The following is a 21,648-nucleotide window of genomic DNA, read 5'->3' on the forward strand; positions in this document are numbered from 1 at the left end:
ACCCGTCCTGCATCGTTCGTGAAAAACCCAGCGTTGCAGACATTAGCGGAAACCGGCTGCCCCCCGATTCGTGCGCGGAAAACCAAGCAGAAAGGGGCCCCTGTCAAGCTACATGAGCAGGAAACCCTTACAAGAGAAAAGACGGGATCCCACCAAGGTTCATGCGGGGGTCTCGCCCCTTTCGTGGTGTGCTGTGCAGCGTGGGCGGCCTTTTGTTTTGCAATATTGCGAGCTATGAATAGTTCAACGCCGTACTTCGAGGTAGCAAAATAGAAACTCCTGGTCAAAGGTGGTGCAAAAACGCGAGCTATGAGCAGGTTGGGCCATAGCTCGCTGCTTTTTGCCGAAAACCTATGCATAGCTCAAAGAAATGCAAAATGCGGGATGACGTTCTGTTAACGATGCTCCGCCATGAACTTCGCCGGCCGTCATCCGATCCACGCCGGTCGCGCTTCAGCCTGCAGATAACCGCCATCACCTGCAGATAGCCACCACTACCTGCAGATATCCGCCACCAACCTTACCTATGCGAATATCATGTGCAGGTATTATTTTAAACATCATATATAAAGATACGATTACTATCTTTCAACGTTCTGTAAACGTAAGCGTTGGGAGACGTTACATGAATCGTGCCGCAAGGGTAGCCCATCTTCTCACAGCGATGTTCGCCATGCTCGTTCTCGTGCTCGCATCGCCGCGTCCGTCATATGCGGCACCGTCCACGAGGAGTTTCTACACGGGGAGCGGCACAGGTGCCGATACCCGTGCAACGGTGGTCAACGACGCCCCGGTGGTGGCTGACGGCATCTCGTATGCGCTGTACTACACTGACGAATCCGGTCAGACCTCGAATTTTGGTAACACCGTCGACACGGACGTCACCCGCATGAACAAGTCAATCGTCGATGTCGACAACGTCCGCGGTCTCACGCTCGTGCTCGCGGCGACGAACACGGCAGATGGCCCCCGGAACCTGGGTGGAAGCCTGAGCCTGCCGCTCGACCGCTACACCGGGCGCCACGACGACGAGGCCCTGATCACGGGTTCTGGCGCCGTTTCCATCACGTCCTCGAACACCGCCTCGACGGCGACTGCCATGCTCGCTGCCCCAGCGGGCCTCACCTCCGGGGTCCTGCCCATCGCGGACGTATCGGCTGCCTATGTGGCTAACGGCGGCACCTGGGCTGATCTGCGTGCCGTCAACCTCGCGGGCCAGCTTGCGCCGGGGGAGACGGTGACGGTGGCGGTCCCGCTCGAGGCGACGAACATCTCCGATGCGATCCTCCACGGCGTGACCTATTCGAACGCGCGCTACCGCAACAACGCCAAACGCTTTAACGATGGCAACCGTTACCTCAACGTCAACGTGCGCTTTGCGCGCCAGGTCACCTATGAGGACGCCGACGGTACCGCGCACGGCCTGTTCGAGAGCACGGGCAAGTACCTCGCCGGCACCCGCGATAACCCGGTCGAGTACCGCTACACCCAGGTTCCCGCCGATATTCAGGCCCTGTTGCCGAACATCACGAAATCGGACATCTATCTCAACAACATCCTCTATATGAACCGGCATGCGGCGACGGTGGACGATGTGCTCTACACAGGTGGCAACTACTACATCAATCTCGATCGGGTGAAAGCTGCGGTGCGCGACCGCGGTTACTCGGTGGCTACGGGCACCTCGGCCCGCAGACTGTACCTCGACCTTCCCGGTTGGGTGCAGTCGGTGGATGCCGATCTGACGGACGACCTGTACGGCGAGTACTCGTATATGACCACGGGCGCCGCCAACATCGCGAGCAACACCGGCGACGGCAGCGAGGTGCCGCTGAACACCGAGGATGCGAGCGGAGCCGAGATCGGCTCGCTCTACCTCGAGCTCCGTCCGGTCATCACCACGCGCGATCTCACGCTCAACGTGGGCGATAGCTGGACCGCCGCCGATAACCTGGTGAGCATGGTCGACCACGGCGGTGCCGCCGTGGACCCCGCCGATGCGGAGCGCGCCCGCGTGGTGCACAACGTCGACACCTCGAAACCCGGTGTCTACCAGGTGCGTTTCTACTATTATCACCGCGGGGACGCCGCGGCGGCCGGTGATGATTACGAGGCCTCGAACATCGCGACGGTGACGGTTAAGGGCGCGTCCGAGACCCCGTGCGACGACTCGGGCACTTCGGACAGCTAAGGCGATGGAACCAAGCCCATCGATGATCAGGGGTCTGGTGAGAAGACCGCTCCGCGCGCCTCGAAGCGCAGCGCCCGTACCACCCTGCCGCAGACCGGCGATTACATCCTCGCCGGCGTGGGCATCCTCGCGGGGATCGGTGTCGTGGCCGTGGTCGTGGCTGTCGTCCTCAAGCGCCGGAAATAGCTGGGCTCCATCGGGGTGCCTCCACACCGCCGGAAGGAGTGCGGGTGACATCTGGGGGTGGCATGGCCAGAAGTTACACGGGCTGCATCGGGGCGCCTCGGCATCGCCAGGTCTTCGGCTCGTTTTGCAATATTGCGAGCTATGAATAGGCGATCGGTTCCTTCCTTGATATCGAAATAAAAATCGCAGGTCAAAGCTGGTGTAAAAGCATGAGCTATGAATAGGTCAGGTCATAGCCCGACTGTTTTCAGCGAGAACCTATGCATAGCTCAAGAAAACGCACTACGGGCATCCGAATGCGACGGATGCCCGTATCGCATTGCGGCACCTGGGTGCAACGGGCAACAGGACAGAGTACCGCGAGTACCCGGGTGCAGCGGCGTACCGGCGTACAGGCCTGCACCGTAAACGTCCAAATACCGCAGGGCGCTTATGCGCCTCATGGCGCCCGCCCCGCTCTCCTTACGACACGGCACCACCCGAATTCAGCCAATCTCCGTTGCCGCACGCAGGAAATGGGTAGGAGACATCTGCCCATCAGGCGGCACCAGCCCGCCGCGCCACGAAAACGAGACGGTTAGCGAGAGCCCATGCTTCAACTCAAAGAGATCCGCAAGTCCTACACCACAGGTGACTTTACCCAGGTGGCGCTCGACGGCGTCACCATCAACTTTCGCGACAACGAGTTCGCGGCGATCCTGGGGCCGAGCGGTTCAGGCAAGACCACGCTCCTGAACATCGTCGGCGGCCTCGACCAGTACGACTCGGGTGATCTCACGATCGACGGTGTCTCGACGAGGGATTACAAAGACAGCGACTGGGACACCTACCGCAACAACCGCATCGGCTTCGTCTTCCAGAGCTACAACCTCATCCCGCACCAGACGGTGCTCGCAAACGTCGAGCTCGCCCTCACGCTGTCAGGCGTGGGCCGGGAGGAGCGCCATGAGCGCGCCCTCGCCGAGCTTGAGCGCGTGGGCCTGAGCGAGCACGCGCACAAACGGCCGAGCCAACTCTCCGGCGGCCAGATGCAGCGCGTCGCCATCGCCCGTGCCCTCATCAACAATCCCGAGATCCTGCTCGCCGACGAGCCGACCGGCGCGCTCGACAGCAAGACGAGCGTGCAGATCATGGACCTCTTGAGCGAGATCGCCAAGGATCGCCTGGTCATCATGGTCACGCACAACCCCGAGCTCGCTGCCGCCTACGCGACGCGCACGGTGAACTTCGCCGACGGGCACGTCGTGGACGATTCTGACCCGTTCGAGCCCACCCCGGCCGATCTCGCGCGCGTCGGCGAGAAGAAGATCCGCCGCGCGTCCATGAGCTTCCTGACGGCCCTCTCGCTCTCCTTCAACAACCTCATGACCAAGAAGGGCCGCACGATCATGACGGCCTTCGCAGGGAGCATCGGCATCATCGGCATCGCGGCGATCCTGGCGCTCGCGAACGGCGTGAACAACTACATCGCCTCGGTGGAGGAGGAGACGCTCTCCTCCTATCCGCTGCAGATCATGAACACCGGGTTCGACCTCACCTCGATGATGGCGTCGAGCATGGGCGCCGACACCTCCTCAGCGGACGGGGACGACGATTCTTCCTCGCAAGACGGAGTGGTGCACGAGCGGAGCGTCGTCAGTGAAATGTTCGACGATGTGGGCACCAACGACCTCGCCTCGCTCAAGACCTTTCTCGAGAGCAGCGACAGCGGCATCGACGCCGTGGCGAACGACGTGTCCTACAAGTACAACGTGACACCCCAGATCTACCTCGCCGACACCTCGAAAGGCGTCCAGCGGGTGAACCCCGATTCAACCTCGTCGATGCTCGGCCTCAGCAGCACGTCGGGTAACCCGATGATGTCGGGGATGATGAGCTCGGACATCTTCAATCAGCTGCCGGGCAACCTCGAGACGGTCGAGCAGGGCTACGACGTCAAGGCGGGGCGGTGGCCCGAGAAGGAGGACGAGACCGTGCTCGTGCTGTCGTCGTCCGGCAGCGTCACCGACTTCACCCTCTACATCCTGGGCCTGCGCGACCGGAGCGAGCTCGACGCGATGACGCGGGCGTTCGCCAACGGCGAGACCGTGGAGGTGAAGCCCGACGACGGGGCCACCTTCACCTACGATGACTTCCTGAACCTCAAGATGAAGGTCGTGCCATCCTCCGCGCTCTACCAGCACGATAACGGGTACGGCGTCTGGGTCGATAAATCGGGTGACGACCAGTTCGTCGCGGAGCGCATCGCGGAGGGTGAGGATCTCAAGATCACGGGCATCGTCCAGCCCAAGGAGGGTTCGAACTCTTCGGCGCTCACCCCGGGGATCTACTACACGCCGGCACTCACCCGCCATCTGATCGATGAGGCGGCCGCCTCGCAGATCGTGCAGGATCAGCTCGCGAATCCCGGGACCAACATCTTCACGGGCAAGTCGTTCGCCGATACGGATGCCGACAAGCCGAGCCTCGACATGGCGAACCTCTTCAGCGTCGACACCGGCGCCATCGAGGCTGCGTTCACCTTTGATGCGAGCAAGCTCCAGCTCGATCTCAGCGATCTCGACGTGGATCTGGGCTCGGCGACGCTGCCTCAACCCGATATCGACCTCTCCGGTATCATGCAGCTCGATGATGCGTCCCTGGGTACCGACCTGTCCCAGAGCCTGTCAAACCTCAAGATCAACCAAGATGTGGCGAGCGCCATGGGCAACGAGCTCATGCAGGGGTTCCGCGATGTCGTGGCATCCGGTGAGATCGAGTCCAGCGACGATATGGCGACGATGGTCCAGAGCTACCTCGCCACCCCCGCCGCACAGAAGATCATGAGCGACGCGACGCAGAACGGCCTCATCGACCTGAGCGGTATCGAGCAGCAGCAACAGGCCCTGGTCGCAGCTATCCAGCAGCGGTTGAACGAGGCGCTCTCCACGTATATGACGCAGGTCATGGATGCGCTTTCCGCCCAGCTCAAGACTGCTATGACCACGGCGATGGCACAGGTCACTGATCAGCTCGCCGCGAACATGTCGTCCGCGATGAGCATCGACGCGGACAAGTTCAAGGAGGCGTTCAAGGTCAATATGACCGACGAGGAGTTGACCTCGCTGATCATGTCGATGATGGGCACGACGCAGGCCACGCTCGACAGCAACCTCGCCAAGCTCGACTACGCCGATGTGAGCAAGCCGAGCGAGATCGACATCTACGCCAAGGATTTCGAGGCCAAGCAGGGGATCATCGACATCCTGGACGCCTACAACGCGCGGATGAACGAGAGCGGGCAGACGGATAAAGCCATCACGTACACCGATATCGTCGGGACGCTGATGAGCTCGGTCACCACGATCATCGACATGATCAGCTATGTGCTGATCGCCTTCGTGTCGATCAGCCTCGTGGTGAGCTCCATCATGATTGGCATCATCACGTACATCAGCGTGCTCGAGCGCAAGAAGGAGATCGGCATCCTGCGCGCGATCGGAGCGAGCAAGGGCAACGTGTCGCAGATCTTCAACGCCGAAACCGTCATCGAGGGCTTTGTCTCAGGGGTGCTTGGCGTCGGGATCACGCTGCTGGTGTCCATCCCGGTGAACGCGGTCGTGTACTCGCTGTTCGACGTGCCCTCGGTGGCGCTCCTGCCCTGGCAGGCGGGTTTCATCCTGATCGCGATCAGCGTTGCGCTGTCGTTCATCGCCGGCTTGATCCCGGCGGGCAGCGCGAGCCGGAAGGACCCGGTGGAGGCCCTGCGGTCTGAGTGAGGATGCGCCCCTTCCCAGGGCGGGCCCATATGGTGGGATATTCCGATGGGGCCGTGCGCGTTTCTGCGCATGGCACCGTTTGCTGCGCGATGGCGACCGCCCCCGTGTCTTCAGGGTTTTCAAGCGTGCGCGGACCGTCCCGATGAAACTATCGCACCTTTGGTACAGGTTTCAGATCATGCGGTTCAAACCTCTTCAGTTTGGTACAGGTTTTTGCCCACCAGCGAAGTAGCGAATGCATCGGCAACGCGTGTACCTGGTCTTGCACGAGGCGGAAACCGCTGTCTACTCGACCATCCCATCAAAACCTGTACCAAACTGAGGAGGTTTGTTCCTTGTAGGCGCAAACCTGTACCAACGGTGCGAGGTTTGGCTCGCGCATCTCGGGGCCGTGGGTTCAAGGGCCGCCGCGCGGCACTGCCCTGTACAGGCAGACGAGATCGGCGAGCTCGTACTTGCCGGGCTGCTTGATCAGGTACGGCCCTGTGCAGGCGGGTGAGATGCGGTCGGCCGCGCGCAGACATTCGATAAACAGCTTGGGCCCGGGGTTCCGACACAGGGCGCCACCCGCGCGCCATTCGACCAACAAAGGGGAGGCGCCCCCGCCTGCCCACGTTCTATCTACGTGAAAACCGCCATATACGGATTACCTGAGCGGAAACAGGTTATAAAATCTAAGTCAGTTTGTATTAGGTTTAGCCAGCTGGACTGCGTTTCGCACCAGTGCCGGCGCCGCAAGAGATAGGAAGGTCAGCGCATGCGCAAGTTCAAAACCGAGAGCAAGAAGCTCCTGGACCTCATGATCAACTCGATCTACACCAACAAGGAGATCTTCCTGCGCGAGCTCATCTCCAACGCGTCGGACGCGGTGGACAAGCTGAACTTCAAGGGCCTGACCGACGCGAGCGTGCAGGTGAGCCAGGATGACCTCGCAATCCGCATCGCCTTCGACGCCGACGCGCGCACCCTCACGGTCTCCGACAACGGCATCGGCATGACGGCCGAGGAGCTTGAGAAGAACCTCGGCACCATCGCGCACTCAGGCAGCCAGGAGTTCAAACAGGCCAACGCCGAGCACCAGGGCGAGGACGTGGACATCATCGGCCAGTTCGGCGTCGGCTTCTACTCGGCGTTCATGGTCGCCTCCAAGGTGCGCGTCGTCACCCGGGCTTTCGGCGAGGACATCGCACATGTCTGGGAGTCCGACGGCCTCGAGGGCTACACGATCGAGGAGGGGGAGCGCGCCGAGCACGGCACCGATGTCATCCTCACCATCCGCGAGAACCAGCCCGGGCAGGACGGCGAGCCCGGCGAGAGCTACGACACGTACCTCTCCGAGTGGGGCCTCAAGGATCTCGTTCATCGCTACAGCAACTACGTGCGCTACCCCATCCAGATGCTCGTGACCAAGAGCCGTCAGAAGCCCAAGCCCGAGGATGCGGGCGACGACTACAAGCCCGAGTACGAGGACTACCAGGAGCTCGAAACCCTGAACTCCATGACGCCCATCTGGAAGAAGCGCTCGTCGGACGTCACACCTGAGGAGTACAACGAGTTCTACAAGGCGACCTTCCACGATTGGGAGGCCCCGGCCCGCACAATCTCCTTCCACGCCGAGGGCACCCTCGAGTACGACGCCCTCCTGTTCATCCCGAGCAAGGTCCCCTTCGACCTCTACAGCAAGGACTACCAGAAGGGGCTCGCGCTCTACAGTTCCAACGTCATGATCATGGAGAAATGCGCCGAGCTCGTGCCCGACCACTTCAACTTCGTGCGCGGCATCGTCGACTCGGCCGACGTCTCGCTGAACATCAGCCGCGAGACCCTGCAGCACGACCGCCAGCTCCGCGCCATCGCGACGCGCGTGGAGAAGAAGATCGCGTCCGATCTCGCTGACATGCGCGACAACGACCGCGAGGCCTACGAGGCCTTCTTCGAGAACTTCGGTCGCGGCCTCAAGTACGGCATCTACTCGAGCTACGGCATGAAGAAGGACGACCTCGCCGACCTCCTGCTCTTTTACTCCGCGAAGCAGGGCAAGCTCGTCACCTTGAAGGAGTACCGTGAGGCGTCTCCGGAGGATCAGAAGGCCATCTATTACGCCGCCGGCGACTCGACCGAGCGCCTGGCGCACATGCCAATGGTCACGAGCGTGCTCGCCCGCGGCTACGATGTGATGCTCTGCACCCAGGACGTGGACGACTTCTGCTTCCAGGCCATGCAGACCTACGACGAGCAGGAGCTGAAGAACGTCGCCGGGGGCAACCTCGACCTCGAGACTGAGGAGGACAAGAAAGCCGCCGAGGAGGCCGCGAGCGAGAACGAGGCCCTGCTCAGCGCCATGAAGGAGGCGCTTGGAGACAAGGTTGTCCGCGTCGCGGTGTCCCCGGTGCTCACGGATGCCCCCTCGGCGCTGTCATCCGATGGTCCCATCAGCCTGGAGATGGAGAAGGTGATGGCCGGCCAGGCGGGTGCCGAGGGAATCAAGAGCCAGCGCGTGCTCGAACTCAACGCCGGCCACCCGATTTTCGCGACGCTGCGCGCCGCCGAGAAGGCGGGCGATACCGAGAAGATCGCCTCTTACACCGACCTGCTCTACAACCAGGCGCTGCTCGTGGCCGGTTTGCCGGTTGAGGACCCGGTGGCCTTCGCTCAGGCCGTCACGGAGCTCATGAAGTAGGCGGCCCGCCTGCTCGCAGAGTCCGGCCCTGCGATGTGAACCGCCTCCCGATCCATGGACTCGTTCATCGAGGCAAGGGTCGGGAGGCATTTCCATGCATCGTGGCCAGGCACGACGATATTTGGGCGCGGAGAAGGGCGCGCGGTGCCGTTTGGCAAGGGCGTAGGTTCGTGCCTCGACATGTCTTCGGCCGCGTCCCCTTGCATCAAACGGGCCTCAGCCGCAGCTGGCCAAGCGAGACCAACTCCCTTTGTTAATTTATCAGTAACCTATTGAAATAGTGGGTTTAAGATGTTGTACTCTGTCCACACCGACGAAGCCGCGTCGGTTGAGAGCAGGGGAGACACCATGGCACACACCCACCACCACGGGGACCACGGGGACGGAACGGCGGTCCACGTTCACCACCATCATGGAGACGGAACGGCGGCCCACGAGCATGGCGACGCCGCCACGTCGCATGAGGATCGCAGCTTCGCCCACATCCACACGCACCGCAACCTGATCGGGTTTGACGAGAACGACGTCTCGACCGTCATCGTCGCAGCGGATCACGGCGAGGACGACGACGATCCGCAGGCCTTCATCCGCGACTACAACGAGGCGATCCGCGCCTACCGCAAGACCTTCCCCACCAAGGACGAGGTCGCGGAGAAGACGCCCGACCCGGCGGTGTGCGAGATGATCCACCGCATGGACGAGCTCGGCCTCGAGACTACCTTCCATCGCTTCGACGCCCAGCAGCCCCAGTGCGGCTTCGGGCTCGCGGGCACCTGCTGCAAGATCTGCAACATGGGCCCCTGCCGCATCACGCCCAAGGCCCCACGCGGGGTCTGAGGCGCCGACGCCGACCTCATCGTGGCCAGGAAACCTGCTCCGCGCCGCGGTCGGCGGCGTCTCCCAGCACGGGATGCACGCCCGCGAGGTGATGCTCTCCCTCAAGTGGGCTGCCGAGGGCAAGCTTGATCTGCCGATCCTGGGCCAGCAGAAGATCCTGGGCACGGCCCGGGCCTTCGGCATCGAGACCGAGGGGCGCAGCGCTGAGGACGTGGCGATCGATCTCGCCGACACCCTGCTCGACGACCTCTCAGAGACCGATCCGCACCGCCCCTACCGGACCATCGACGCGATGGCGCCCGCCGAGCGCCGTCGCGTGTGGGAGGAGCTCGACATCCTTCCCATCAGCGCCTACCACGAGGTCTTCGACGCCATGCGCCGCACCGGCTGCGCGGTGGACGGCGACTGGCGCAGCGTCATGCAGGAGTTCCTACGCTGCGGCCTCGCCTTCACGTTCTCGGGCGTGGTGGGCGCGAGCATCGCCACCGACTCGCTCTTCGGCATCGGCGACCGCGTGACCTCCAAGGTTAACCTCGGCGCGCTGAAGGAGGGCTACGTCAACATCGCCGTCCACGGTCACCTGCCCACGCTCGTGAGCGAGGTCGTGAAGGTCGGGCGCGATGAGGCCTTCCTCGAGCGGGCGCGCGCGGCCGGGGCAAAGGGCATCCGCTTCTACGGCATCTGCTGCTCTGGCCTGGCCGCGATGTACCGCTACGGCGGCGTGATTCCGCTCTCCAACGCGGTCTCAGCCGAGCTGGTCCTTGGCACCGGCGCCCTCGACCTCTGGCTCGCCGACGTGCAGGACGTCTTCCCCGCGACCATGGATGTGGCGAAGTGCTTCCAGACGACCGTGGTCACCACGAGCGACAACGCGCGCCTGCCCGGTGCAGAGCGCATGGAGTACGACCACCACCATGCGAACATCGGCGAGACCCGGGCCCTGGCCGAGCGCATCGTCAACCGCGCCATCGAGAGCTTTGAGGCGCGCCGCGGTATCCCGGTGCACATTCCGCAGTTCGAGGTTAAGGCCGAGGTGGGCTTCTCGGTGGAGTACGTGCACCGCCGCTTCGGAGGGATGAGCCCGCTCGCTGAGGCGATCCGGGACGGTCGCATCACGGGCATCGTGAACCTGGTGGGTTGCAACAACCCCAAGGTGCCCTTCGAGCGCTGCATCGTGGACGTCGTGGACGTGCTCCTGCGCGAGAACGTCCTCGTGCTCACCAACGGCTGCGCCTCGTTCCCGCTCATGAAGCTCGGGTACTGCCAGGCTTCAGCGGCCGAGCGCTGCGGTGAGGGCCTCGCCTCCTTCCTCGAGGGCGACCTGCCGCCGGTGTGGCACGTGGGCGAGTGCATCGACAACACGCGGTCCTCGGGGATCCTCGCCGGGGTGGCCGGCGAGCTCGGTCAGCGCGTCGCCGACATGCCCTACGCGTTCTCGTCGCCGGAGTGGTCGAATGAGAAGGCGGTGGACGCCGCCCTCGGGTTCCGCCTCATGGGCGTGAGCTCCTATCACTGCGTCGAGCCGCAGATCTACGGGTCGAAGAACGTGATCGAGTTCCTGAAGCAGGGGACGCTCGAGACCCTGGGCAGCCGCATGGTGGTCGACGTGGACCCGGTGGCGCTGGGTGAGCGGATCGTCGCGGACATGCGTGCGGCGCGGCGGGAGCTCGGCTGGGACGCGTAAAGCCTGAGGCCTGAGGACCCGTTTGGAGCACGGCCCCGCGGCGATGCTGCTGCGGGGCCGTTGCGTTAGATATGGCATCGCCCATCCCCATGCGGTGCCGCGGCGGACGTATTCGGCGTCACGCCATGAGGAACGTGAGCGCAAGCGGCAGAGTCACCGCTGAGAGCAACGTCGTCGCCGCGACGACCCCGCTGGAGAAGGGCCCGTCGGTATCGTACTTGTGCGCGAAGAGCGAGGCCACGGTGGCGACGGGCATCGCCTGGTACAGCACGAGCGACGCCCAGACCGCGGCGTCGAGCTTCACCGAGCCGGACGCCGCCGCGAGTACCGCGAAGGTGAGCAGCGGCATCGCGACGAGTCTCAGGACCCCCACCTTGTAGATCTGCGTGCTCGACAGGATCCGCCCCACATCGCATCGATCGAGATGCGCCCCGAGCACGAGCATCACCAGGCCGGTGTTCATGGCGCCAAGCGCGTCGACCGCCTGTCAACAACAGCCGGCGGCTGCCACGAGGCGAGGAAGCACACGAATCCGGCGGCCATCGCTATGATCGCCGAATTGGTGAGCACACGCTTTGGCGAGGCCGCCGAATGGTCACCGGACGCGAGCGCGGTGCCGTAGGTCCACAGCAGAACCGTCTGCACCGTGTTGGCGATCGAGATGTAGAACACGCCGTCAGGGCCCACCGTCGCCATGGCAAGCGGAATGCCGATGAACCCCGCATTCGAGAAGGTCACGGCGAACCGACCCATCTGCCCATGCGGGCCGTTCGGCCGATACGCGACGGCGCCCAGGGCGCATGAGATCGCGAGCGTGACGACCGTGAAGAGGACGACCCATCCCGCGCCCACCAGGAGCGCGGGATCGAAGTCGCGCATGAGCGCTTGGGCTATCAGCGCCGGATTCGCCACGTAGAGCACGAGGTCGGAGAGCTGCGATGCCCCGTGGTCGTCGATGAAGCCCGTATGGTGCAGGGCGTAGCCCAGCGCCAAGATCATGAACATCATCGCGATCTGCCCGATGATGATGGATGTATCCGCCAACCGGGATACGCCTCCTCAAATGACGTCTAGGGGATCACACGGTCAAGTCGGACCCGTTGCTCGCGATGACCTTCTTGAACCAGTGGAACGAGTCCTTGGCGGAGCGCTTGAGGGTGCCGTTGCCCTTGTCGTCCATATCGACCGCCACGAACCCGTAGCGCTTGGCCATCTCGCCGGTCGACCGGCTAACGAGGTCGGTTGACCCCCACATCGTGTATCCGAGGCAGGGCACGCCGTCGATCGCAATGGCATCGCGGATGGCGGCGAGGTGCTCGGCCAGGTACTCCATGCGGTAGGTGTCGTGGCAGCTGCCGTCCGGCTCGAACTCGTCCACCGCGCCCATGCCGTTCTCCACCACGAAGACCGGCTTCTGGTAGCGGTCGTACAGCTCGTTCAGGGTGTAGCGGAGTCCAAGGGGATCGATGGCCCAGCCCCAGGGGGTCTTCGGGCAGGTGGGGTTCGGCGTCCCGCCGAGGCGGTGGAACGTGTCCCCTTCGCTCACAACCGTGGAGCGGTAGTACGAGAAGCTCACGAAATCGAGGGTGTGCGCCGCCAGGAGCTCCGTGTCGCCCGGTTCCATGTGGACATCCGCCCCGCAGTCATCGAAGACCTGCTGTGCGAAATTCGGATACGCGCCGCGGCTCATCACATCGATGAGCAGGTACTGCTCGCGCCGCTTCTGGTATGCGGCGAAGATATCGCCCGGCTTGCTGCTCGCGGGGTAGAGGGCGCTCATGGCGAACATGGTCGAGAAGAGCGCATCGGGCATCATCTCGTGGCCGACCTTGACCGTCTTCGCGCTCGCCACGAACATATGGTGCATCGCCTGCCAGTACACGGGCTCGCTCTGGTTCGTCACGCCCAGCATGCACACGCCGCGGAGGGCGTTGGGCTCGTTGAACGTGAGCCAGTATTTCACCTTGGAGCCCAGGCGCTCAAAGAGCGCGGTGGCGTAGCACACATAGCAGTCGATGGTCTTGCGGCCCGCCCAGCCGTTGTACTTCTTCACGAGTTCCAAGGGCATCTCATCATGGCAGATGGTGATCATCGGCTCGATGCCGTGCGCCAGCAGCTCGTCGACGACCTGCTCGTAGAACGCCAGCCCCTCCTCATTGGGTTGGCTCTCCTCCCCAGTGGGGAAGATGCGCGTCCAGCACACGGAGAAGCGGAACATCCGGAAACCCATCTCGGCCATGAGCGCGATGTCCTCGCGCCAGTGGTGGTAGAAGTCGACGGCGCGGTGGCTGGGGTAGTACTCGTCATCGAAGATGGTGAGCGTTGCGCCCTCGGGCAGGGGCTCCTCCCAGTGGCTTTTGCCGCGGTTGCCCCGGGCGTCCAGCCAGGTGACCTGACGCGGGTTCGTCTGGTCGCCGTCGGTGGCGAAGTCGACGGATAGCAGGCCGCGGCCGCCCTTGCCGAAGCCGCCTTCGAATTGCCAGTCGGACACGGCACCGCCGAAGTAGAAGCCTTCAGGGAATGCGGAGGTGTTGCTCATAGGTGCTCCTCATGTAGACATGGTTGGGATAGGTGACGGTCCGGACAGCGAGGCGTCGCCCCACCGTCCGGCTTGGGTGCAGGTGCTACTGTTCCGCTACGGCTTTGTCGTCAAAGCCGAGTGCGAAGGTCACGGCCGCGGAGACCACGATCGCGGTCGCAACGGCTGCGATCGCCGCCACCACGGTGTTTTGGAAGATGGGCAGCGCCATGATGTTGGAGTAGCCCATGACGTAGGCGTGCATGCCCATGAGGCCGCCCACCAGGCCGCCTGCCGCGCCGCCGGCGACGACACCGTACAGGGGCTTCTTGAGCCGGAACGTGATGCCGTAGAGCGCGGGCTCGGTCACGCCGGCGAGGATGCAGCCCACGGCGAGCGACAGGGCCTCGCTGCGGAACTCCTTGTTGCGGGTGCGGAGCGCCACCGCCAGGCAGGCGCCGCCCTCGGCCATATTGTGGAGGAGGAGCGCAGGGCGGAAGAGGGCATCGTAGCCTGGGTTCTCAAGCAGCTGGAGCATGAAAGGGCCGAATACGGTGTGCACGCCCACCATGATGAGGAAGGGGAGGCTTCCGGCTAGCAGCGCGAGCGCGAGCGGGCCCGCGACGCCGTAGATGCCCATCAGCACGGTGACGATGAGTTCACCGATCCAGGTGCCGAGGGGCGCGAGTACGAGCATCGTGAGCACATAGGTGCACAGGATGGTCAGGCTGCCGACGAAGACGGACCTGAAGATCCCCGGGATGATCTTGTTCCACAGGCGCTCGAACTGGTAGGCCGTGAAGGACAACAGCAGGGCCGGGAACAGGCCGCTCGCATAGCTCTTGAGGAGGACGGGCAGGCCGAAGAGGTCCTGGGGCACCTGGGGGTCGGCTCCCACCAGGGCGAGGAACTCCGGGGCGAACATGGCCGCCGCGACCGCCATGGCGTAGATCCCCGTGCCGCCGAGCTTCTTCGACGCGCCGTAGGCGACCCAGATCGGGAGGAAGTAGAAGGGGGCGTTCGCCGCGATGGAGAGCAGGGCGTAGGTGGACGTCGCAGCGAGGTCCGGCATCACGAGAGTCGCGATCATCAGGAAGACCTTGAGCATGCCGCCGGCGATGAGGCCGGGGATGATGGGCGTGACCGTGGCGGTGATGTAGCCGATGATGCGGTTCCCCAGGGCCTGCGGCGTCCACGGGCTACCGGGCTGGCGCTTTGCGTCGGCCTGCGCGGCCGCGGCGTCCTCCACGGGAGCCGCCTCGGTGAAGCCGAATTGCTTGACGACCTCGTCATAGGTGCCCATGAGGTTCTTGCCCATGATGACCTGCAGCTGGTCAGCGGCGTACACGCAACCCAGCACGCCGTCCACCTGCTTGATAGTCTCCATATCGGCGGCATCCGGGTCCTTCACGGTGAAACGCAGGCGCGTCATGCAGTGCGTGACCGAGGTGATGTTCTGCGGCCCGCCCGCCCCTTCGACGATCTGGGCGGCGGTCTGTGCGAAATCGAGTGCCATGGGTTCTCCTTCCCGTGCGTCCATCAGGTTCAGTTTTCGACGCTTTGACGGAGGGTAGTGCGCACGCGGTCCGACCCATCTCGTCGATGCACATCTGGTAGTGTTTGTTCCAAGATATCGGTGCCAGGCGCACAAATCCGGTAGTTTTTGTTCTGGGAGGCCGCATGTCAGTGATCGAGGGGCTCAAGGCCCGGCAGAGGTTCACGGTAGCTGAGTCCGAGCTGGCCGATTACATCCTTGAACATGCCGACGCCGTGTCGCACCAGGGCATCGCCGAGCTGGCTGCGGCGGCGGGGAAGTCAAACTCCACGATCATCCGCCTGAGCCGCAAGGTCGGGTCCCGCGGGTGGCGCGACTTTCGCGTCGACCTCGCCGCCGACCTTGAGAAGCTCCGCCGCACGGCGGCAGACACCGATCCAAACACGCCGTTTCTGGGCAAATCAAGTACGGCGAGCATCATGAGCAGCATCCTGCGCCTCGAGAACGCCGCCCTGTCAGACTGCTACGCGGGCGTGCACCCAGAGTCGATCGGACGCCTGGCGCGTGCGGCCACGGGCGCACGGCGCATCATCTACTACGCGCTGGGCGACTCCTACGCCACGCTGTACGCGTTTGGCGCCCTGATGTCGAAGATCGGGGTGGAGTGCGTTGCCGCAGACCAGTACCGGCTTCATCATGAGGCGGCCTTTCATGCGTCGTCGCACGACATCGCGTTGATCGTGAGCTACAGCGGTGCCTACCTCGCAGATCTCGCCACGCAGATCGCGCGGCTGCGGGTCCAGCACTGCAAGATCGCCGTGATCACGTCAGATGCCAGCGCGCTTGATTCCGTGCCGCCCTTCGATTTTCCCGTCCTGCTGCCCTTCCGCGAGAACCGGTACGGCAAGGTCGCCACGTTCTACTCGCAGACCTGCATCCGGTTTGTGCTCAACTGCGTGTACAGCGTGGCATTCTCGCAGAACTTCGACGTGAACCTGCGCGACAAGGACCTGATCGAGATGCTCGAGCCGGGCCTGACGGGCACGCGGTTCTAGCTGGTGGTGCCGGCGGGCTTGGAGATCGCGGCGAGCGAAGTAAGACGGCGGGCCTTGTGCTCGTTGCCTGCCGCGGGGCCAGGCGATGATCCCGTGCCCATTGCTTGAAACGGGGGGCGGGTGAATCCTGCGCCCATTATTTGAGAGCGCGTTTTGCAATATCTCGAGCTATGCATAGATTCGCGGGCGAAAACACGCAGCTGTGAACCCTTCTGTGCATAGCTCAAGAAAACGCACCAGCGCCTACCTGGCCTTTCCCTGATGCTACTCAGACGCCCCGTCAACGCCTATGCACAGCTCCCAAAAATGCAAAAAGGCACACGCCGCGGTCGATCAGCCAGGCGCCAAAACCTACGCCCCACTTTTCGCATATCGGTGGCATAGGCCCCCGGCCGTGCGAACGCGTCCATTGGCGGTGCCCAGCATCGCCCGTACCATGCGTGTTGTCCACAGGAGGGGCGCCCACCGCGTCCCGTGAGCGCCCCGCGGGGCGCGGAGAAAGGAAACATCATGGCAAACATGAACACACTCACGACCACCCTCAACAACGGCATGACGGTGCCGCTGATCGGCCTCGGCACCTATGTTCTCACCCCCGACGAGGCTGAGTTCTCCGTCAAGACGGCGCTTCAGAGCGGCGCCCGCCTGATCGACACCGCGAACGTCTACATGAATGAGCGCGGCGTCGGCCGTGGCCTGGCCGCCCCGGGCGTTGCCCGCGACGAGGTTGTGCTCGGCACCAAGCTCTGGCCGAGCGAGTACCCCTACCAGGAGACCCGTCGCGCCATCGATGCGACGCTTCGCCGCCTTGGTGTCGACTACCTCGATTACCTGCTGCTTCACCAGCAGTACGGCGATTATATGGGCGCCTACGAGGCCATGGAGGACGCGGTCGATGCTGGTAAGGTGCGTGCCATTGGCCTCTCGAACTTCAACGTCGAGCGGTTCACCGAGGTCGCCGATCAGGCCCGCATCAAGCCGGCTATCCACCAGATCGAGACGCATCCGTTCTACCAGCAGGGCGAGCTCGAAGCCCTTGGCGCGCGTTTCGGCACCGTGGTCGAGTCGTGGTTCCCGCTGGGTGGCACGGCAAACAACGCCGACCTCTTCCAGAATGACGTGCTTCAGGGCATTGCGGCCAAGCACGGCAAGACCGTGGCACAGGTTGTGCTCCGCTGGCATGTGCAGAAGGGCTTCATCGCCATCCCGGGTTCGAAGAGCGCCGAGCACATTGCCGAGGACCTCGCGATCACGGACTTCGCGCTCGATGCCGACGAGATGGCGCGGATCGCGGACCTCGACGGTGCCCTTCCGCGCTTCTTCACGATGAGCGAGGAGGAGCAGGAGCGGAACTTCCTGGCCTTCGCCCCTGATTTCGACGCGCAGCACTAATAAGGGAATACGTTTGATACCGATGGGCCCCGTACTTTGCAGCGGGCCCATCGGGGGCACGTGCCGCATCAAAGGTGCCGGATTGGTATCGGTCTGCACGCGTTGGAGCTGTTTCAGGCAAACAGCTCGCGAGCGCAGGGTAAAGGAGCAGTCGCCATGGGCAATGAACAGCAGAAGGTTGACGGCGTCATCGACACCACGGGGTTCCCCGTTCCGCCAGCGGAGCAGAATCTGCCGGCTATGTGGGCTGAGCACGTGTGCGACGTGGGCGAGGGCGGCGGCATCCTGGAGGGCCTCTGCTTCGATCGCACGGGCATCCTCTGGTTCGTGGACTGCCCGCACGCGTTGATCTACCGGCTCGATTCCGCCGACCCAGCTCCAAAACCCGAGGTCGCGTTCAAGATGCCCGAAGGCGGGCTGCCGTCGGCCGTGAAGATCCACAAGGACGGGCGGTTGTTCATCACCTGCGTGATGTCGGACCGTGGGCCGGGCATCTTCGTCATGAGCACGGAGGGTGCGGTGCTGGACTGCATCAGCGCCGGGGAGCGCTGGGTGGACGACATGGTGTTCCTCTCCGATGGCAACCTGCTCTACACCACGCTTGACGGTACGATGGGCGCGCCAACGGCCGGTGTCTACCATGTCGATGTGCATACGCGTGAGACCACCTGCCTGGCATCCGGCATGATCGCGACGAACGGCATCGCGCTCACGCCGGACGAACGGGGCCTGTGGATGACGGAGTACGGCCGGGGACTCCTGCATTTCTGGGAGCTTGCGGATGACAAGCGCTCCATCAGCACTTGTGGCTCTTGGGTCGCCTACCACTTCACCGGGTTGGAAGGACCCGATTCAGCCTGCATCGACGCAGACGGCAACCTCTATGTGGCCGTCTGCGGTCAGGGCCGGTATCTGGCGTTTAACAGCCAGGGGATTCCGGTGCGGCAGTACCTGATCCCCGGTCGCGAGCTCTACCAGATGGACAAGTCGACGCATCCACAGGTGAGGCCCGGTACCGACGAGCTGTGGATGTGCGCGTCGGACACCCGGGGAGGCACCGGCCGCATGGCGCTCTACAAGGAGCCGGCGCTTGCGGGGGCCTATAGGAACTACCAGTTCCAGTAGGGGCTCGGGCACAGCGCCGACGTTCGGACACCGCACCTGCCTGAGCCGGCGAATCAGAGGCCGAGGCCGGAGGTCCCCCGCACCACGAGGGCGGCCCCGATCTCGGCCAGGCGCTCCGGGGTCACGAGCTTGCCGTCGGCGACCCACTGCCGGTAGAGCACGAGCGCGACGTTCGTGAAGGCGATGACGAGGCTTCGTTCGGCGAGTGGCAGGGCTCCGAAGGCGGCCGATTGGCTGCTGCGGCCGCCGCTGCCCATCACATAGTCGATCATCTGGTCGCGGATGATGTCGTAGGCGCTGTCGCAGGTGATCCGCTCGTACATCTTGTCCTGCTCGCAGGAGAACAGAAGGAACGTGCGGGTGATGGCGCCGGCGTCCTCGGGCTGCCGGAGGTTGCGGATGCGCTTCACATAGGCGGCCACATATTCGAGCTGCGCGCGGCGCAGCAGGTCATCCATGGTGGGGAAGTGGCGGTAGAACGTCTTCTTGTTGATCTGCGCGCGCCTGGCGAGCTCCGCCACCGTCATCTTGGCGTAGGGCATCTCGAGGATCATCTGGTTGAAAGCCGTGCGTATGGCCGCGAGCGTCTTCGTGACACGCAGGTCCTGCGACGCATCGTTCGATTGCTCCATGGCCCCTCCAACCGACGGCGGATGATAGCCAGATTATACGGCGTCCCCGCAGGGTGCTTGCGCCATGGACGGGGGATCCGGAGTACATGGTGCAACGGAACGGGCTCCATTTGCATCCCCGTCTGCGGCAGACGGCACTTGTACAATGGGGCCACTGGCGCCTGATGGGGAGGGGACTGCAATGAGTGACACATCGTTCTATGCAACGGAAGACGATTTCAAGCAGATAGGGAAGCTTGTCGGGATCGACCCCGTGTTCATCAGCCGCGATGAAGTGCTGGAGTACTCGAAAGACGAATCCGAAGGGGAGAAGGGGAGCTCCGGCGTCTCTGCGCTCCTCAAGGAGATGGGCGAGGCGGCGTTCTCGCCTGACCCGGACGCGTTCGCGGTGTTCGCGGCAGAGAACCGCCGCCGTATTCGTGAGGCTGCCCTGTTGGACGAGAGCGTCGTGCAGACGCTCATCCTCGGCTACAGGATCGGGATCTCAGGAGGGAGCGGCTCCTGCATGAATGATCTCGGGGCCCTCTACTACATGGGGGAGCTTGTCGAGCAGGACTACAGCAAAGCGGTCGAGCTCTACGAGATGGCTATGGATCACGGCTGCTATCAGTCCATCGTGAACTTGGGCTACATCTGGGAGTATGGGAGGACCGGGACGCGCGATTACCAGAAGGCGTATCAGTATTATGCTCTCGCCGCCGCGCTCGTGAACTCCAGTGAGGGCCTATACAAACTCGGCGACATGTACAGCCGCGGCAAGGCGGTCGATCGCGATATGGCGAAGGCGCTTCAGCTGTGGTCACGCAGCCTCGAGCTCGCAAAAGGGATCGTGGCGATCGCGCAACCTGCGATTCGAATCGCGCAGCTGCTCATCTCGGATGAAGATTGCGCGTCAGCGGGTGTCGAGCCCGACCCGCTGCACGCGCTCTCGCTGTTCCAGCAGGCGGAGATCGGCCTCCGCATCGACATCGAAGACGGTCAGACCTACTACGAGCGGCGTCTTGAGGAGGCCATCGAAGGCCAGGAGAGGGCACGGGAGATCCTGGGCATGAAGTCTGCCTGGGCGGAGTAGCTGGGACGACGACAAACGGCGCGCCCGCGGGCGTGTTGTGCGCGCTTGCGCGTTCGCAAGCCACTGCTTTCCATTCCGATCGGCGGCTGCTTTTGCATTTTTGCGAGGTATGAATAGGTCGCGGGCGGGCTGCCGCGTATGAATCAAGAACGTGCAGGTCAGGCACGGTGCGTTTTCTTGCGTTATGCATAGGTGGGTTCATAGCTCGTCCTTTTCGGCTGCAAATCTATGCATAGCTCGAGAAAATGCAATGCGGACGGCGGCGGGGAAGTCTCAACCGCCCCGCACCCCACCGAACCCGGCACACCCGCGTGCTACAATGCCATGCGTACACGGGGAGCTGGGATACGGCCCGGCTGAGAGGAATGACCAGACTCATTCGACCCTGAACCTGATCCGGGTAATGCCGGCGTAGGGATGGAAAATCCTCCGCATCCGCCGAGGGCCCCTACGACATCGAGGGGCCCTTTTGCTGCGCTGTCGCAGCGGGCCCGGAAGGAGAGGTATGGAAGCAAGTGTAGCCATCCAGGTGCTGCCGCAGCGCGTGGGAGGAACCGCGGAGGTGGTGCGCATCGTCGACGAGGCGATCGCCTACATCCAGCAGGAGTTCCCCGACGCCTACGTGGGCCCGTTCGAGACCACCATCGAAGGCGAGTACGACCACTGCATGCAGGTGGTCGCCGAGGTCAACCGCATCGTGGTCGCTGCCGGCGCCCCTGAGGTTGCCACCTACGTCAAGATCTTCTTCGCGCCCGAGGAGGGCGTGCTCACCACCGAGGAGAAGATCAGCAAGTACCATGCGGACCCCACCGCCTAACATGCCGTCGAAGTCCGAGCCCAATCCCGATGCCTGGGGATCGACGTTGCTGACAGGACAAAACTCGCCTCAAAACGCTGAGAAAAGCGCGAATCCTGCACTGTCAGCATCGGGACGCGCAGAGGATGCGAGCGCAGCAGCGGATCACGCAGTGCCAGCGGGACCCACCCCGGCGGGCGCCGCGCCCGGTGCCGCCACTGGCGCGG

General features: G+C 63.6%; 16 protein-coding genes and 1 riboswitch. Of the genes, 11 read left to right on the forward strand and 5 right to left on the reverse strand.

Annotated elements, in window-relative coordinates:
* Window positions 1–625 precede the first annotated feature (625 nt).
* The 6 genes from CAP13_RS08015 to CAP13_RS08030 all read left to right on the forward strand — a co-directional run bounded on the left by CAP13_RS08015 (window position 626) and on the right by CAP13_RS08030 (window position 11,336).
* Window positions 626–2,191, forward strand: a complete 1,566-nt coding sequence (locus CAP13_RS08015) for a bacterial Ig-like domain-containing protein (protein ID WP_179185004.1) — start codon at window positions 626–628, stop codon at window positions 2,189–2,191.
* Between the two features lie 18 nt (window positions 2,192–2,209).
* Window positions 2,210–2,377, forward strand: a complete 168-nt coding sequence (locus CAP13_RS10535) for an LPXTG cell wall anchor domain-containing protein (RefSeq protein ID WP_143764932.1) — start codon at window positions 2,210–2,212, stop codon at window positions 2,375–2,377.
* Window positions 2,378–2,967: 590 nt separating this feature from the next.
* Window positions 2,968–6,135: an ATP-binding cassette domain-containing protein gene (locus CAP13_RS08020; protein WP_085831075.1), complete on the forward strand. Its 3,168-nt coding sequence runs from the start codon at window positions 2,968–2,970 to the stop codon at window positions 6,133–6,135.
* Window positions 6,136–6,892: 757 nt separating this feature from the next.
* Window positions 6,893–8,815, forward strand: a complete 1,923-nt coding sequence (gene htpG, locus CAP13_RS08025) for a molecular chaperone HtpG (RefSeq protein WP_085831076.1) — start codon at window positions 6,893–6,895, stop codon at window positions 8,813–8,815.
* A 348-nt stretch (window positions 8,816–9,163) separates the two neighbouring features.
* Window positions 9,164–9,652 carry a hypothetical protein gene (locus CAP13_RS10105; RefSeq protein ID WP_218775333.1) on the forward strand — a complete coding sequence of 163 codons (489 nt, stop codon included), beginning with the start codon at window positions 9,164–9,166 and terminating at the stop codon, window positions 9,650–9,652.
* Window positions 9,653–9,686: 34 nt separating this feature from the next.
* Window positions 9,687–11,336, forward strand: coding sequence for a hypothetical protein (locus tag CAP13_RS08030; RefSeq protein ID WP_281249008.1), 1,650 nt, complete (start codon window positions 9,687–9,689; stop codon window positions 11,334–11,336).
* Window positions 11,337–11,454: 118 nt separating this feature from the next.
* Here the strand turns inward: CAP13_RS08030 and CAP13_RS08035 are convergent, their stop codons facing one another.
* From CAP13_RS08035 to CAP13_RS08050, 4 genes are all read right to left on the reverse strand, one after another.
* Window positions 11,455–11,799 carry an AEC family transporter gene (locus CAP13_RS08035; RefSeq protein WP_085831077.1) on the reverse strand — a complete coding sequence of 115 codons (345 nt, stop codon included), beginning with the start codon at window positions 11,797–11,799 and terminating at the stop codon, window positions 11,455–11,457.
* Window positions 11,796–12,380, reverse strand: a complete 585-nt coding sequence (locus tag CAP13_RS08040) for an AEC family transporter (protein WP_085831078.1) — start codon at window positions 12,378–12,380, stop codon at window positions 11,796–11,798. Before CAP13_RS08040 ends, CAP13_RS08035 begins: the two co-directional genes overlap by 4 nt.
* A 34-nt stretch (window positions 12,381–12,414) precedes the next feature.
* Window positions 12,415–13,875, reverse strand: coding sequence for a glycoside hydrolase family 1 protein (locus CAP13_RS08045; RefSeq protein ID WP_085831079.1), 1,461 nt, complete (start codon window positions 13,873–13,875; stop codon window positions 12,415–12,417).
* 85 nt (window positions 13,876–13,960) lie between these two features.
* The gene (locus CAP13_RS08050; RefSeq protein ID WP_085831080.1) at window positions 13,961–15,370 is read right to left on the reverse strand and encodes a PTS transporter subunit EIIC; all 1,410 of its coding nucleotides are present in this window, start codon (window positions 15,368–15,370) and stop codon (window positions 13,961–13,963) included.
* Window positions 15,371–15,534: 164 nt separating this feature from the next.
* Here CAP13_RS08050 and CAP13_RS08055 point away from each other — a divergent pair, with 164 nt between their 5' ends.
* The 3 genes from CAP13_RS08055 to CAP13_RS08065 all read left to right on the forward strand — a co-directional run bounded on the left by CAP13_RS08055 (window position 15,535) and on the right by CAP13_RS08065 (window position 18,921).
* A complete protein-coding gene (locus tag CAP13_RS08055; protein ID WP_085831081.1) occupies window positions 15,535–16,404 on the forward strand; it encodes a MurR/RpiR family transcriptional regulator in 870 nt (289 codons plus the stop codon).
* Window positions 16,405–16,914: 510 nt separating this feature from the next.
* Complete coding sequence (locus CAP13_RS08060; protein WP_097677699.1) at window positions 16,915–17,796, forward strand: aldo/keto reductase; 882 nt, start codon at window positions 16,915–16,917, stop codon at window positions 17,794–17,796.
* A gap of 156 nt (window positions 17,797–17,952) precedes the next feature.
* Window positions 17,953–18,921, forward strand: a complete 969-nt coding sequence (locus CAP13_RS08065) for an SMP-30/gluconolactonase/LRE family protein (protein WP_085831082.1) — start codon at window positions 17,953–17,955, stop codon at window positions 18,919–18,921.
* Window positions 18,922–18,974: 53 nt separating this feature from the next.
* Here the strand turns inward: CAP13_RS08065 and CAP13_RS08070 are convergent, their stop codons facing one another.
* Entirely contained in the window at window positions 18,975–19,553 is a 579-nt protein-coding gene (locus CAP13_RS08070; RefSeq protein ID WP_085831083.1) for a TetR/AcrR family transcriptional regulator, read from the reverse strand.
* Window positions 19,554–19,734: 181 nt separating this feature from the next.
* Here CAP13_RS08070 and CAP13_RS08075 point away from each other — a divergent pair, with 181 nt between their 5' ends.
* Window positions 19,735–20,625: a tetratricopeptide repeat protein gene (locus CAP13_RS08075; protein WP_179185005.1), complete on the forward strand. Its 891-nt coding sequence runs from the start codon at window positions 19,735–19,737 to the stop codon at window positions 20,623–20,625.
* Window positions 20,626–20,948: 323 nt separating this feature from the next.
* Window positions 20,949–21,060: riboswitch (TPP riboswitch) on the forward strand.
* A gap of 70 nt (window positions 21,061–21,130) precedes the next feature.
* A complete protein-coding gene (locus CAP13_RS08080) occupies window positions 21,131–21,442 on the forward strand; it encodes a thiamine-binding protein (protein WP_085831085.1) in 312 nt (103 codons plus the stop codon).
* Window positions 21,443–21,648 lie beyond the last annotated feature (206 nt).

The sequence above is a fragment of the Collinsella vaginalis genome (genome assembly GCF_900176655.1).
Taxonomy (GTDB): Bacteria; Actinomycetota; Coriobacteriia; order Coriobacteriales; family Coriobacteriaceae; genus Collinsella; species Collinsella vaginalis.